Raw genomic sequence first — 13,278 nt, 5'->3', positions numbered from 1 at the left:
TCAGGATCTTGAAATCAAAAACTAAAGCGCGTCGAGCTGAAACGGATTCAGGCGATGCGCTTCAGGTCTTTGTTTCGTGCATGTCGCCCAAAACCGCCATGTACTTTTGGGCGACATGCATTAGTCATTGCTCCGTGTTGCTCGCCACTGGCGCCACCAGCGAGGTGATGCGGCGAATGGCGACGCGACGGTTCTCGCGGTTCGGGCCAGGCGTATTCACCTTGAGATACTCCTCGCCATAACCCTGCGTGGTGAGGTTCTCGGCAGGGATGCCGAACGCGTTGGTCAACGCTTCGGCCACCGCCTCGGCACGCCGATCCGACAGCGCGAGGTTGGCGTCGGGCGTACCGACAGCGTCGGTATGGCCTTCGATCAGGAAGGTCTCCGCCGGGTTCTTCTTCAGGAGTTTTTCCATGGCGGTGGCCACGCCTTCGAGCTTCTGCACCTCTTCATCGGAGATCGTGGCCGAGCCGAAGTCGAAGTTCAGCGTGTCGAGATCGATGCGGCGGGCGATGTCGCGCACGCGGGCCGAGCGCTTGACCTCGTCGATCGAGTAGAGGCGCTGCACCCTCTCCACCGGCGGCTGTTCGAGGAAGGTGTAATACTCGTCCGGATCCTCGACTTCCTCCGAATCCAGGATGTAGTCGCGGCGCGAGATGTCGAGCCGCATCGGCGGCAGGTCGTCGCCGGGATCGCGCCATTCGTCGACATCGTTGTAGTACCGCTCGTCGACATAGCTCAGCACATATTCGTGGCCATCCGGCGTGATGCGCGATCGCCTGATGACGTCGCCATTGCGGTTGCGGATGGTGACGATCTGGATGCCGTTGTCGCGCTCGACGATTTCGCGGGTGCGGCCGCCCGAAAGATCCTCGTAGTAGACGTTCCTGGCGCCGCGGGTGATGCGAGGCGCCTCGTTGCTTTCCACGAATGTCTGGTTGTTGAACTGGAGGATCACGCGGTCGCCGAACTGCTTCACCACGTCCGCGCCCTGCGGCCGGCGACGATCGCGGACAACCTGCTCGGGCGTAAGCTCAATCCGCTTGCCCTTTTCCTCGGTGACAGGCACGAACTTCTCAGGCTGGATTTCCTGTTGCGCGGCCTTGTCGTCGGTGGGCGGCGGACCCTGGTCGACCGGCGCGGGCGTCTGCGCCTGCTGGCCCTGAAGCTGTTCGGTTTGATTGCCAGTTTGGCCGGTACCGCCTTGCTCAACACCAGCCTGACCGCTTTCGTTCTGGCCGGCCGGCCGACGGCCCTTGCGCTTGCGCACCACATCCTTCTGGCTGTCGAAGATGGGGGCCTCGTTCGCATTGGCAGGCGCTTGGCCCTGCGCGGCAGTGCCGGCGTTCGCCCCGCCTTCGGCCGGCTGCTCGCCGGGGGCGGGCTGCTGCTGCCCCGTTGCGGGTTGCTCCGTCAGCGGTTTCTTGGCTTGCCTCTTGTTCTGGTTCGAAGGCTGTTCCTCTTGAGCTGGCGCCTGCTCGGTCCCGGCCGGTGCCTGCTCGGCTCCCGGAACCGGCAACGGCTTGAGCTTACGAGAGGCCTGACCTGCGGGTGCTTGTTCGGCAGGGGTCTGGCCTTGCTCGGCAGGTTGCTGGCCCAGCTTGCGTTTCTTCCCGGGCTGGTTGTCATTTGCCGGCTGTTCTGACGGCTGTTCCGCAGGCGCGGCTTCCTGCTGCTGATTGAGCTTCTTCTTGCGCAGTTGCTGCTGGTCGGGGGCGACCTGCTCGGCCGGAGCCGTCTCGCTCTGCTGCTGATTGAGCTTCCTCTTGCGCAGTTGCTGCTGCTGGTCCGGGGCAACCTGCTCGGCCGGTTGCTCAGCCGGCGCGGTTTCGGTTTGCTGCAGCTGGCGCTTCTTCCTGCGCGGCTGCTGCTCGTCGGTCGCCGGTGCGGCCTGTTCCGCGGGCTGCTCGGCCGGCGCGGTCTCAGTCTGTTGCTGCAACTGGCGCTTCTTCCTGCGCGGTTGCTGCTCGTCGGCCGCAGGCTGGCCGCCCTGATCGGCCGGGGCTGCCTCGATCTGTTGCTGTTGATCGCGTTTCTTGCGCGGTTTGAGCTGCTGCTCGGCGGGGGCTGCCTGCTCCGCCTGGCCGGTATCCATCTGCTGCTGGTCCTGCCGCTTCCGGCGCGGCTTCTGCTCCGGCTCTGCAGGCTGTTCGGCCGGGGCCGATTGCGTCTGCTGTTGCTGCTCGCGCTTCTTTCTCTTCGGCTGCTCTGCTTCCCCCTGCTGGCCGCCGGCTTGCGCACAGGCCTCGGCCGACTGGCCCTCGGCGCAGTTCTCCTGCGCCAGAATCACCGGCGCTCCATGCGAGGCGCCGAAAACGGCATTCCCCTGCAGCGGATACGCGCCCAACGGCGCGGATGCCATAAGCAGGCCGATTGCCGTACCCGCCAGAATCCGTGGTTGGCGTTTCATATCGATTTTCTCCTAGTGGGGTCCCATCCCTGCCCAAACTTACATCAACCGCAATTGGTTCCGTCGGGCATTGGCGGCAGCCAAGGATGCTTGGCCGGCCTTTTGAAGGCAATTTCGTGTTTTTCTAATGTTGATACCGGGTCACTGCGACAGCGCGCTTGACCGGAAGGCCCAGGAGGGCCAAATCCAGCCGCATGACCGCACCGTTCTGGAAAACCAAGACGCTAGAGGCGATGACCCCGGCCGAGTGGGAATCGCTCTGCGACGGCTGCGGCAAATGCTGCCTGTCGAAGCTCGAGGACGAGGATACCGGCGAGATCTACTGGACGAGCGTCGGCTGCCGGCTGTTCGACGCCGAAAAATGCCTTTGCTCGGACTATGCCAACCGGCTGTCGCGCGTGCCCGATTGCGTCGGGTTGACGCCGCAGAACGTGCGCACCATCACCTGGTTGCCCAAGACCTGCGCCTACCGGCTCATTGCCGAAGGCCATGATCTCTACTGGTGGCACAGACTGGTTTCGGGCAGCGCGGAGACCGTGCACGAGGCCGGGATTTCGATCCGCGGCCGGGTGAAGGCCAAGGAAACCGACCTGGCCGAGCCTGACGATTATTTTGACTATATACTCGACGACGAACCTTGACGGGTTCGCATTTGCGCCGAACCAAGAGCGCGGGACCGGCCGCGCCATGGCGCGTTTCGGCCTGCAGTTTCGAGGGAAAGAAGCGATAGGTTCGGGAAAATCCCTTTTCCTGCCACATGAACCGGAAATGAACGGCCGGTTCGCGGAAAGTTCAGACAGGAAAGGGCATTCTTGGCCCATCGGTTCGCCGAATTACCGATTCGAACGGGCGAAAGCCCCCAACAAGGAGAGAGACAATGTTCAACCAGATCAAGACGGCAGCCCTTTCGGTCCTTGTCGGGCTTGGCACGCTCGGTGCCATCCCGGCGGCGCACGCGGACAGCCTCTATCTCGGCTTCGGCAACGGCCCCGATCCCCGTTTCGGCGTCTACACCGGCGAGGACGATGACGGCTATTATCGTCGCGATCGGGAATGGCGCCGCCGCGGCTGCTCGCCGGACCGCGCGCTTGACAAGGCCGAGCGCATGGGCCTGCATCGCGTCCGCATCGTCGACATCGACCGGCGCACGGTGAAGGTGGCCGGTCGCCAGTATGGCGACCGCGTGGTGGTGGTCTTCGCCAACGAGCGCGGCTGCCCGATCATCTATCGCTAAGGGGCGAGATCGCCAGGAACGACTATCCTCTGAGAGGATCGCTTAGCATGATCCTCTGCGAGGATCAGTCGACATGATCTTCTACGAAGATCAGTCTTGAGTAGCTGAGCCCTTTCAGCTGGCCTGAAGCGCGCGGCTCGAAAAACCCCGGAGGACCGGTCCTCCGGGGTTTTTTGTGGCTGGATCCGGACCACCGGTCGGGCCGGGATCACTTCAGCTCGAACGTGACGGTGACCTGGACAGAGTAGGCGTTCTCGCCGGCCTGCACGGGCACGGCGGCGCGGGCGGCATCGAAGGCCTTGGCGTTCATTGGCATTGGGACCGGCGCGACATTCTGGTCGGTGATCTCGATCACCTTGCCCAGGCTCACGCCAGCGGCCTCGGCGAGCGTCTTGGCCTTGGCGATCGCATCCGCAACCGCCTTCTTGCGCGCCTCGACGATGGTGGTTTTCGGATCGTCATTGGTGAAGGCGATGCCGCCGCCCTGGTTGACGCCGAGCGACACCGCCTTGTCGAGGACGTCGCCGGTCTTGTCGACGTCGCGCACGCGCACCGACAGCGTGTTCGTCACCTGGTAGGCGACGAGCTCGGCTTCCTGGCTGCCGTCCGCCTTGTTGGTGTAATTGTAGCGCGGGTTGATCTGGATACCGGCTGTCTGCAGATCGCGATCGGCGATGCCGGCCGATTTCATCGCAGCGATCACCGCCGCCATGGCGTCGTTGTTGGCATCGAGCGCGGCGCGCGCGGTCTTGGCCTCGCGCATGACGCTGAGCGTCAGCATCGCCATGTCCGGCGCAACGGTCGCTTCGCCTTCGCCGGAAACGACGATGCGGGGCGGGGGCGGTGAATCGGCCGCGCTTGCAAATGCCGGAAACGCGAGCGCTGCGGCGAGCGCCATGGGCAAAAGATGTCTGGTCATCGAAATCTCCTCGGTCTGCGAACCAGTCGCGTTTTGGCAACTAGAGCGCGAATATGGGCTGATTTGGGCGGGCGTCGCCAGCGCCTTCGGAAAGCCTTGTGTCGCGAGGCGAAAAACACTAAGCCAGCCCGCGTGGGGCCTGTAGCTCAATGGTTAGAGCCGGCGGCTCATAACCGCTTGGTTGGGGGTTCGAGTCCCTCCGGGCCCACCATTGTCGTTATTTATCAATGATTTAGCACATATTTCTTCCTTCCGTTAGCCAGGTCCCGGTGGCGAACCTCCGCGCATCATCTTGATTTTGTTGACTTGTGGGCTGCTGAGGCTCATCAAACGTAGTAGAAGGATCGCGGCGGGGCAGGCGGACCGACCGTGGTCCCTATCCCGCAAGGGGGAACCGTCAGAACGTGCAGCGGATCGTCAACGATCTGCACAGAGAGCACATCGTCGCGTTCGATCCGAACCCGCATCAGCGTTGCGCACAACTCGTCGTCCTGACCGCTCGCGGCAGGGCGACCTATAACGCGGCCTTGCGGCTGCGGAGCCCTCTGGTTGGGGAGCTTGCGGCCGGCTCTCCGCGGGCGATGTCGCGGTCGCGCGCACGGTAATGATGGCGTTACGCCAAAAGCTGGAAATGCTTTTCGGCGACGAACCCAATGAACTCCGGTGACGTGCAGGGCCGTTTGTGAGAGGCAAATATGAGCGCGCGGTTGATCTTCAACATCTGGTCATATCCGGGCCGTGGCGCTGCCAGCAACGCAAGAGCCGGAAATGCACGAGCGCCGAGCTATTCCACGGAACAGGAGAGCAGGCGCACACGGTCCGGTTCCGGCGCATGGTGAAGATCCACTGGGAGAGGCGGGTTGGTCTGGCGGGATGAGACATAGCTAGACGACTTGGGCGCCGAGCACTCAAGCCCAGCGCCGGCTTCGATTACCCGCGCACGTCGGCAAAGCGGCTGTCAGGCCATCTTTGCCAATATCTTGGTCATATCTGCCGTGTCGAATGCCCTCAGCGTCTCAGTTCTGATGTTGCCCATTGATGCGATTGATAAGGCTAGTGCGGTCGCAGCAATGTCGTCTTCTGCCTCGGCAATCACTACGACATCATGTTTGCCAAGCGTCCACAACAGCGTGTGAACCTTGACCCCGCTTTTGCTGGCCATCGCCTTGAAGGCCTCAGCCCGCTTCTGAGTATCCTTTATAGTCCTGATACCTTGATCGGTGAAGTTCGACAGTAATACGTAATGAGCCATTGGTTCCTCCCACAATGGGGAACCGGCGGGGCGCTCACGGCGCGTCCGCCGTTTCCCGCAACCACGATAACACGAGCCGGGTGCGCGAACCACAGGCGGTCAAGAAACGACAACGGTGCTCGGCGGCGTGTCGACCACATAGTACTTCTTCGTTGCGGCATCGCACCCATGACGTGCGGATCATGAATGCGAACTTCTGGACCCGTCCCGGCCGTTGGGTGCGGGGTGCCTCTCTACGAACCGGCGATGAGGTCGATCTTCGCGGCCATGATGAAGTCGTTCTCGTGCAATCCCTTGATCTTGTGTGTCTGCAGCGAGACTGCCGCATAACCCCAGCCGAAGCAGATGTCGGGATGGTGCCGTTCTTGTTCCGCCAATCGGCCAACTTTGTCGACGAAGTCGAGCGATTGACGGAAATCCGCAAATTTGAATTTGCGGCGCAGCAGATGCGCCTCCTCCAATTCCCAGCCAGGGGTCTGGGACAGATAGCCCTCAGCTGCCTCCTGCGTCAGTGGCGGAACGCCGCCGCGGCAGGGCGTACAGGTTTTCTGAGCAATACCATCGGTCATGACGACCTCCCTTCGTGCTCATTCCGGGTGCGGCAATCGCGTTTTTCACCGCGCCCGGTATTTGCTCGCATAGTGCTTGGCGAGAACCTTGCGAATCTGCTCGGCAAGCCGCTTGTTGCCGGTCGTCGCCCGCGCCTTGTCATCGCCTTTTTGCAGCTTCGGCGGATCGGCGCCCGGGCCTCGTTTCGTTGACTTGCGCATCGCGATAGATCAACGCCGCAACGGACAACCGGTTTCGTTCAAAGGACGATCTCCACAGGACTGCCGATCGCGAGACCGAGCTCGCCGTCAGCGCGGCCTTGATTGACGGCAATCTCGGCAAGGCCGTTCGAGTTCTCGTACCAAAAGGCCGTGCCCGGCGGACGATCGCCGAAGGTCGTCGCGGCCTCCAGCACGCGATCTGCTGCGGCGAGCCTTGCACCCGCCGGCAGCCTGGCCGCCCTTAGGCCGGTCAGGGCATTGCCGAAATGGTCGATATAGACGATCTCGGCGAGGTCCTCCGGCCAGTCTCTACGGCGATCTGCTTCATCCAGGCGCGGCCTGCCGGGCGGCGGCTCACGGCGTGCCAGCATGGCCGCGACGGGGGCAAACAGGTCACGCCCGTGGAAGCTGGCAGACAGGGCCTTTGGCTTCCAGTCGATATCCCAGCTGAACGTCTCAGCCGCGCGGCGCTGGATCAGCTCGAAGAGGCCGTTGCCGGGGCCGACATACAAGCGACCGTCGGCCTCGACGATGACCGACGGGCGCGTCCCTCCGACGCCTGGATCGACGACACAGAGAAAGACGGTTCCCGCGGGAAACCACTCCGCGTAGGCCGCCAGCAGGTAGGCCGACGCCTTGGGATTGCCGACCGGCGCGTCGGAGAAGAGGTCGATCGCGGGGATGCCCGGCGCCATCTGGTGCAACACAGCCCTCATCTGACCCGTGTAGGGGCCGTGCAAGCCGAAATCGGTGAACAAGACAATCATGGACGGGCGCCGACTGCGCTGCGATCGACATATAAATAGTCGGCCGGAAGGCGCATCCGCCGGCAGGCCTGAACGGCTGGGCTGGTTTCCATAACGAGGCGATCCGCCAAAGCCCCTGCCTGCCGGACTGCCTCAGCTTCCCAACGGCGCAGGCCGTGCCCGGTGAGCCCCAACTGGGCCTGCATCCAATCGGGCACCAAATCAACGGCAGCCGCCACCAGCAGGAGCTGCGCCGGCCTCAGCGGCAGCGGCAGAATAGGCGCAGAACGCATGATGGCGAGAAATTCGAGCACAATGGCCGAGCGCTGCAGCTGTCCGGCGGTCGCATGGAACAGTGCTTCAAGCTCGGCTTCCGATCCCGGCGCGCCTGTGGCGCCGAAAAGGCGCGCAGCCGGTACGCCCTCGGCGTAATAGCGGTCGCGCTCCGATGCGGAGAACTGCTGCACATAGACGTGATAAGCCTGGACAAAGCCGTACGCCGCCGTGGCCTGAACCCAGTTCAGAAGGTTGGGATCATTGGCGTGGTACGTCTCGCCTGACGATGTCACGCCTTCAATGCGGTCGTGTATTCGCCGGACGCGGGCGATCATGGCCTCGGCCTTGGTGCGGGGGCCATAGACCGTCACCATCGCAGCCAGCCCCGTGCTGTGCAGTCGTTGAATTGGATCAAGGCGGAAAGAGGTATGCTCCCATATGCCGGTGCGCACGCGCGGTTCAGCAAGCTCCAGGATCACCGCGGTGACGCCGCCGATGAACAGCGAGAGCGGGTTCTTGAATATGCGCCACGACACGGAGTCCGGCGATACCAGTCCGGCCTCGCCGATCGGTCGCGAGAAATCGATGTGAGGCAGGTCGCCAGGTTGCAGCACCGCCCGCGTCACCGCCTCCAAGAGGCTTTGCAACGGCCAAGGCAGGACGATCGGCGTGGTCATGGCACGAGCGCCATTCACAAAAAACACGTGCACCCAAGCAGCCAAGTGGGCCGCTGGACGCGCTTGGCGACACTACGGCCACTTTCTGCGGTGCTCGATCGCGCACAGTAGCTCAATTGGATGACGGTGCCCATCGCGAGCGGACGCCGAGCAAGCAGCCGGGGCCACTACGACAAATGCTGTCGCTCATGACCCGCAGGCCTTCCTCAATCGCCAGAGTCCACACGAGTGAAGACCATCATCGCTCATACACTCCGACGAGGAGCGCCTCGGCGAGGAGATGCTTGCGCGCTTCTCGTTCGACTCCCTGACACGGTGGGTCGTTGCCGAGCGGCAGGTGATCTATCGACAGTGCCAGCAGCCGGAAGTGGTAGCGATGCGGGCCGTGGCGATGCGGTGGACAGGGACCACCGTAACCTTGTCGCCGGAAATCGTTGGTTGCCTGCTTGAGGCCCTGGTTACCGGCGTGCTGGGCAGCGCCTTCGGCCAACCCTGCACGGTCGGGCGCAATGTCATAGGCCGCCCAGTGGTGCCAGACCCCCGCCGGAGCGTCGGGATCATCGCAGAGAAGGACAAAGCTTCGGGTTCCGGCCGGAGCGCCGGTCCAGCCGAGCGGCGGGGAAAGGTCCTGACCGTCGCAAGTGAAACGCCGAGGGATCGTCGTCCCGTTGGCAAAGCTGCTTGAAGTGAGCTGCATGGGCCACCTCTGACGCTGTTGCCGCGCCGCGCTCGCCCCCAAACGTCAGGTGCCAGTCAGAACAGATAGGAGGCGCTGGCGTCGCCTTGAGGCTGCATTCCGGCACGAGCTTCATGGTCGAGTGGGCGCAAGGATAAGCGCTCTGTCGAAAATGTACGAGACAATATTGATTTCCAGTTGCTTTCGCCCTGCCGTCCCGTTTGGGCGCCGCGCCGCCCGCATCGTAGCCAGTGATGGCAAGTTCGTGATACCATCGCGCAAGTTGCGCCGCCGTTGGCAATTGCCATTCCCGCGCAGCCAACGACCGCGCAGTGCTAATCGGGTCGCGGGTCTCGTCCCGTGAACGAATGGCCTCGGACCATGGAACTTGTCGTTGCTCTTGGGCTGATCGTCTTCAAGGTCGCGTTTCTGATTGCGATCCTGCTGCTGCTGCCATTGCCGCTGACCTGGCTGGAACGCAAGATCGCGGGGCACATGCAGCAGAGGATGGGGCCGATGCGTGTGGGATGGCATGGGCTCCTGCAGCCGGTGGCGGATGGGGTCAAGCTCTTGACCAAGGAGGACCACATCCCGGCCGAGGCCGACCGCTTCCTGTTCAAATTGGCGCCAATCCTGGCGCTCGCTCCGCCCTTCGTGGTGTTCGTCGCGGTCCCCTTCGGCGAATCCGTCTCGGTGCTCGGCACCAAGATCACTCTCTACGTCTCCAACATGAATGTGGCGCTGCTTTTCGTCTTTGCTGTGATCGGGATCGAGGTCTATGGCGTTATCTTCGGCGGCTGGGCGGCGAACAGCAAGTACGCTGTCCTGGGCAGTCTCAGGACCTGCGCGCAGATGATCAGCTACGAGATCCCGATGGGGTTCGCGGTCATCGGCGTGGTGATGCTGGCGCAATCCATGAGCCTGCTCGACATCGTGCGGGCGCAAGCCAATGTCTGGAACATCGTCTACCAACCGGTAGGGTTCTTTGTATTTTTCGTAGCCGGCCTGGCCGAAGCGCAGCGCATTCCCTTCGACCTGGCGGAAGCGGAAGGCGACCTGGGGGCCGGTTTCCATACCGAATACAGCGGCATCCGCTTCGCATTCTTCATGGTCAGTGAATACGCCGTCATGCTCCTGACGTCGGTCCTGGCGGTGATCCTGTTCTTCGGCGGCTGGAACGGCGTGCTGGTCCCGTTGCCGCCGCTCCTCTGGTTCGTGCTCAAGGTCGCCTTCTTCGTCTATCTGTTTATCTGGTTCCGCTTCACTTTCCCGCGCTATCGCTACGACCAACTGATGGCGATCGGGTGGAAAGTCTTGCTTCCTTTGTCGATGGCGAACATAATCATAACCGGTGTTGCTTTCCTCTAGGGGGCTGCAACGAGGCGACGATGTCGCGCGCAGTGGACAGAGCTGGAAGATGGATCGGCTGGGCGTTCTTCGCCGATCTGGCGAACGCGCTGGCGCTGACTTTCGGCTACATGTTTTCCAGATCCGTGACCATGCAGTATCCGGACAAGGAAAAATGGTTGCCCTATTCGCGTTACCGCGGGCATCACTTCCTGAAGCGCGACGAAGCGGGCGAGATCAAATGCGTAGCCTGTGAGCTCTGCGCACGGATCTGTCCGTGCGACTGCATCGAAGTCGTCCCCTACGAGGACGAGAAGGGCAACCGACACCCGGCGAAATTCGAGATCGATATGGCCCGGTGCCTGTTCTGCGGGTTGTGCGAGGACGCCTGTCCGGCGGACGCGATCGCGCTTGGCCAACAGTACGAATTCTCGAGTTTTTCCTCAGCTGGCCTGGTGATCGGGCGTGACGACCTGCTCGCCAAGCCGGGCAAGGCGACGACCGGCGGCGGCGTGGTCGCTGCATGTCTGAACACCGAACAGGACGTGCTGGTCGAGACGCGCGAGCCGCAGGGATACAATTGGTGGCGGAATATCCGTCGAACGTGAAGGCGCGCCAGGTGGCAAGCCGGAGCGCGCAGACAGGAGGCTCAGATGCTGGTCTGCCAAATCTTGAAGAGCAAGGCTCCCGAGGTCGTCTCGGTCGCTCCAAGCCAGACGATGGTGGAAGTGCTACGACTGTTTCGGGACAACAACATCGGCTTCGTGGTCGTCAGCCGTTTCCCCGGGGATTGCCTAGGCACGCTGTCGGAGCGCGACTGCTGCAATGCAGTGGCCGAGCACGGAACCAACGCGCCCATGATGCGGGTCGCCGAGATCATGAACCGCGGTGTGGCGAGCTGCTCGACACTGGATATGCTGCCCTCGGTGATGGCGATCATGACCAATCAGCGCACGCGCCATGTGCTGGTCATGGATGGCGGCACAGTTGTCGGCGTGGTGAGCATCGGCGACGTGGTCAAGCACCGCCTAGAAGAATTGATGAGCAACGAGCAGGTGCTGCACGATTACATTGCCGGGACCGGTTATCACTGACCGCCGGGTCAAGGCGCAGGGGGCAGGACGCCGGGGAACCCGTGGTGCCTCAGCCCGGATTGCCAGGCCACGCCCCGACGCCGGCGAGAGTGGCGATCTCGAAAGCCGCGTGCGCCATTTCAACTTCCACCGGGCATGGGTATTCGCCCCGCCGCAGCAGGCTGTTGAGACGCATGGATCTGTAGTTCTCGGGAACGAACACGAGGCCGTTGGGAAAACGCTTGTTGACCTTGAGCTTCGCCGTCAGTTCGCCCTGGGCCGATCGCACGACCACCTGATCGCCATCCGCAAGGCCAAGCTGGGCTGCATCCGGCGCGCTCATCTCGACATATGGGTCATCCGCGACCGTGCTCAGGATATCAGAGCGCTCGGAAAGATATCCGTTGTGGAACAAGCAGTTGCCGGTGATCAGCATGAGCCCGCCGGCGGCAATGGGGGCTGGCGGGGGGGCGAAGAACTCGCCTGCCGGCGGCGCAAGGGTCGCGTTAGTGAACACTCCGTCGGCGCCAAGCTCGGCCTGCGTCAACCCCTGGTATGCCGGAACCAGCCGGGCAATCTCGCCGAAGATTTCGCCATGGATCGACGGCCGCAACGCCTGGCCGCGAAGCGCCGCCACGAAGTCGAATATCGCCAGATTGTCCCGCGCCTCGTGGGCGGGCTCGCGGAACTTGCGGACCTTCTGGGTCCGGCCTTCGTTGTTGGTGAGCGTGCCTGATTCCTCGCCATAACTGGCCGCGGGCAGTACGACATCCGCCAGCCCTGCCGTATCCGTAAGGAACGCGTCCTGCACGATCAGGAGATCGACGGCACGAAGCGCGCGCTGCACAAATTTCCGGTCGGGATAGGACATCATTGGGTCGCTTCCGGCGATATAGAGCGCACCCATTCGCTTCCTGTCACAAAGCTCCAGCATGGCGTCGAAATCCAAGCCCGGTTCAGACGGGATCTCGGCGCCCCAGGCCCGTTCGAGCGTTGCGCGTGCCGCATCATCGGCGAGCGCGCGCAACCCCGGCAGCGCCGTCGGCAGAACGCCCATGTCCCAGGCGCCCAGTTGGTTGGCACGGTCGAAGAGGAACTGCATCGCCAGGCCCTTACCGAGTGCGCGCAGGACCTGCAAAAGGTTGTTGAGCTGTTGCAACGTCGCGCGCGCCAGCGGCGATCTCAGGAGGTCGGCGCTGACAAGCACAGTGGCGCTCCGGCCTTCCAGCAGCGCTGCGGCCAGGCGGTCCGGATCGTCACTGTCGGCGGCCGCTGCTGGCCGGCCGGTTTTCACGCCGATGTCCGCAAAAACGTCGCCCGGCAATGCCTGACCAGCCGCCCCCAGTCCGCTCACCACTGCGGCAAGGCCCTGAGCCTCACCGCCTAGCGGCACGCGAACGACCGCCCGCGCATCGGCGTCGAGGCGGGATGGCCGCGCCGAGAGCATGAGTAAGCCAGTCTGTCGACGCCGTGCACAGTCTCGCAGTAAATATTCGGTGACAGGGTTTTCGTCCGTCACGTTGCCGCCGACTACAAGCACACAGTCGTTGCCGATTACCTCCTCCAGCGGCGCTCGCGTGTAGAAGGAGGCTACCAACGGGCCGAGCGCGTCAAAGGGCGTGGACCAGCGCGAGGAGCAGTCGATATTGTTGGTCCGGAATGCCGTCCGCATCAGCTTCTGGAATTGATAAAGCACCTCGTTGGGCAGGCGCGGCGAGGCCAGCCCGCCCGCAACCTTGCCGGCGACGGCCGACAGCCGCCGGCGGAGGTAGTCGCCCGCTTCGTCCCATGAAACCGGGACCAGGACCCCGCCACGACGGATCATCGGCCGCTTGATCCGATCCTGACTGCCGACGAAGTCGAGGCCGAATCGCCCGCGCACGCAGAGCGTTTCGCGG

General features: G+C 63.2%; 14 protein-coding genes and 1 tRNA gene. 6 read left to right on the top strand and 9 right to left on the bottom strand.

Annotation, left to right across the window (positions count from 1 at the left end):
- Positions 1–124 precede the first annotated feature (124 nt).
- The gene (locus tag EOA38_RS13320; protein ID WP_127299407.1) at positions 125–2,410 is read right to left on the bottom strand and encodes an OmpA family protein; all 2,286 of its coding nucleotides are present in this window, start codon (positions 2,408–2,410) and stop codon (positions 125–127) included.
- A 194-nt stretch (positions 2,411–2,604) separates the two neighbouring features.
- Here EOA38_RS13320 and EOA38_RS13315 point away from each other — a divergent pair, with 194 nt between their 5' ends.
- Positions 2,605–3,051: a YcgN family cysteine cluster protein gene (locus EOA38_RS13315; protein WP_126092492.1), complete on the top strand. Its 447-nt coding sequence runs from the start codon at positions 2,605–2,607 to the stop codon at positions 3,049–3,051.
- A 236-nt stretch (positions 3,052–3,287) separates the two neighbouring features.
- On the top strand, positions 3,288–3,644 hold the full coding sequence (locus tag EOA38_RS13310) for a hypothetical protein (RefSeq protein WP_127299406.1): 357 nt from the start codon (positions 3,288–3,290) through the stop codon (positions 3,642–3,644).
- Between the two features lie 208 nt (positions 3,645–3,852).
- Here EOA38_RS13310 and EOA38_RS13305 read toward each other — a convergent pair whose 3' ends face one another.
- Positions 3,853–4,563, bottom strand: coding sequence for an SIMPL domain-containing protein (locus EOA38_RS13305; protein ID WP_127299405.1), 711 nt, complete (start codon positions 4,561–4,563; stop codon positions 3,853–3,855).
- Between the two features lie 135 nt (positions 4,564–4,698).
- Between EOA38_RS13305 and EOA38_RS13300 the strand changes: the two genes are divergently transcribed.
- Positions 4,699–4,774, top strand: a tRNA-Ile gene (locus tag EOA38_RS13300).
- A 747-nt stretch (positions 4,775–5,521) separates the two neighbouring features.
- Here the strand turns inward: EOA38_RS13300 and EOA38_RS13295 are convergent.
- The 6 genes from EOA38_RS13295 to EOA38_RS13275 all read right to left on the bottom strand — a co-directional run bounded on the left by EOA38_RS13295 (position 5,522) and on the right by EOA38_RS13275 (position 8,981).
- Positions 5,522–5,815, bottom strand: coding sequence for a GYD domain-containing protein (locus EOA38_RS13295; protein WP_125000291.1), 294 nt, complete (start codon positions 5,813–5,815; stop codon positions 5,522–5,524).
- 233 nt (positions 5,816–6,048) lie between these two features.
- Positions 6,049–6,384 (bottom strand): 4a-hydroxytetrahydrobiopterin dehydratase, encoded by a 336-nt coding sequence (locus EOA38_RS13290; protein WP_126092614.1) that lies wholly within the window; start codon positions 6,382–6,384, stop codon positions 6,049–6,051.
- Between the two features lie 45 nt (positions 6,385–6,429).
- A complete protein-coding gene (locus EOA38_RS39165) occupies positions 6,430–6,585 on the bottom strand; it encodes a hypothetical protein (RefSeq protein ID WP_189349918.1) in 156 nt (51 codons plus the stop codon).
- 38 nt (positions 6,586–6,623) lie between these two features.
- Entirely contained in the window at positions 6,624–7,343 is a 720-nt protein-coding gene (locus EOA38_RS13285) for an SAM-dependent chlorinase/fluorinase (RefSeq protein ID WP_210212964.1), read from the bottom strand.
- Between the two features lie 5 nt (positions 7,344–7,348).
- The gene (locus EOA38_RS13280) at positions 7,349–8,284 is read right to left on the bottom strand and encodes an oxygenase MpaB family protein (RefSeq protein ID WP_127299403.1); all 936 of its coding nucleotides are present in this window, start codon (positions 8,282–8,284) and stop codon (positions 7,349–7,351) included.
- A 238-nt stretch (positions 8,285–8,522) separates the two neighbouring features.
- Entirely contained in the window at positions 8,523–8,981 is a 459-nt protein-coding gene (locus tag EOA38_RS13275) for a YbhB/YbcL family Raf kinase inhibitor-like protein (protein WP_127299402.1), read from the bottom strand.
- A gap of 360 nt (positions 8,982–9,341) precedes the next feature.
- Here EOA38_RS13275 and nuoH point away from each other — a divergent pair, with 360 nt between their 5' ends.
- The 3 genes from nuoH to EOA38_RS13260 are packed head-to-tail and all read left to right on the top strand — an operon-like array spanning position 9,342 to position 11,401.
- Positions 9,342–10,328, top strand: coding sequence for an NADH-quinone oxidoreductase subunit NuoH (gene nuoH / locus EOA38_RS13270; protein WP_126092618.1), 987 nt, complete (start codon positions 9,342–9,344; stop codon positions 10,326–10,328).
- A 20-nt stretch (positions 10,329–10,348) separates the two neighbouring features.
- Positions 10,349–10,915: an NADH-quinone oxidoreductase subunit I gene (locus tag EOA38_RS13265; RefSeq protein ID WP_127299408.1), complete on the top strand. Its 567-nt coding sequence runs from the start codon at positions 10,349–10,351 to the stop codon at positions 10,913–10,915.
- Positions 10,916–10,960: 45 nt separating this feature from the next.
- Positions 10,961–11,401, top strand: a complete 441-nt coding sequence (locus tag EOA38_RS13260; protein WP_127299401.1) for a CBS domain-containing protein — start codon at positions 10,961–10,963, stop codon at positions 11,399–11,401.
- 49 nt (positions 11,402–11,450) lie between these two features.
- Here the strand turns inward: EOA38_RS13260 and EOA38_RS13255 are convergent.
- Positions 11,451–13,278 (bottom strand): molybdopterin-dependent oxidoreductase (locus tag EOA38_RS13255; RefSeq protein ID WP_127299400.1); only part of this gene is annotated, 1,828 nt, incomplete at its 5' end.

Source organism: Mesorhizobium sp. M1E.F.Ca.ET.041.01.1.1 (assembly GCF_003997355.1).
Taxonomy (GTDB): Bacteria; Pseudomonadota; Alphaproteobacteria; order Rhizobiales; family Rhizobiaceae; genus Mesorhizobium.
The sequence above is the reverse complement of the archived record's forward strand: the minus strand, read 5'-3'. Positions and strand labels throughout refer to the sequence as shown.

Excerpts from the sequence above, each read along its gene's own strand:
- EOA38_RS13260 (WP_127299401.1), top strand. The coding sequence starts at position 10,961 with ATGCTGGTCTGCCAAATCTTGAAGAGCAAGGCTCCCGAGGTCGTCTCG.
- EOA38_RS13280 (WP_127299403.1), bottom strand. The coding sequence starts at position 8,284 with ATGACCACGCCGATCGTCCTGCCTTGGCCGTTGCAAAGCCTCTTGGAG.
- EOA38_RS13275 (WP_127299402.1), bottom strand. The coding sequence starts at position 8,981 with ATGCAGCTCACTTCAAGCAGCTTTGCCAACGGGACGACGATCCCTCGG.
- EOA38_RS13290 (WP_126092614.1), bottom strand. The coding sequence starts at position 6,384 with ATGACCGATGGTATTGCTCAGAAAACCTGTACGCCCTGCCGCGGCGGC.
- EOA38_RS13320 (WP_127299407.1), bottom strand. The coding sequence starts at position 2,410 with ATGAAACGCCAACCACGGATTCTGGCGGGTACGGCAATCGGCCTGCTT.
- EOA38_RS13295 (WP_125000291.1), bottom strand. The coding sequence starts at position 5,815 with ATGGCTCATTACGTATTACTGTCGAACTTCACCGATCAAGGTATCAGG.
- EOA38_RS13265 (WP_127299408.1), top strand. The coding sequence starts at position 10,349 with ATGTCGCGCGCAGTGGACAGAGCTGGAAGATGGATCGGCTGGGCGTTC.
- EOA38_RS13305 (WP_127299405.1), bottom strand. The coding sequence starts at position 4,563 with ATGACCAGACATCTTTTGCCCATGGCGCTCGCCGCAGCGCTCGCGTTT.
- EOA38_RS13310 (WP_127299406.1), top strand. The coding sequence starts at position 3,288 with ATGTTCAACCAGATCAAGACGGCAGCCCTTTCGGTCCTTGTCGGGCTT.
- EOA38_RS39165 (WP_189349918.1), bottom strand. The coding sequence starts at position 6,585 with ATGCGCAAGTCAACGAAACGAGGCCCGGGCGCCGATCCGCCGAAGCTG.
- nuoH (WP_126092618.1), top strand. The coding sequence starts at position 9,342 with ATGGAACTTGTCGTTGCTCTTGGGCTGATCGTCTTCAAGGTCGCGTTT.
- EOA38_RS13315 (WP_126092492.1), top strand. The coding sequence starts at position 2,605 with ATGACCGCACCGTTCTGGAAAACCAAGACGCTAGAGGCGATGACCCCG.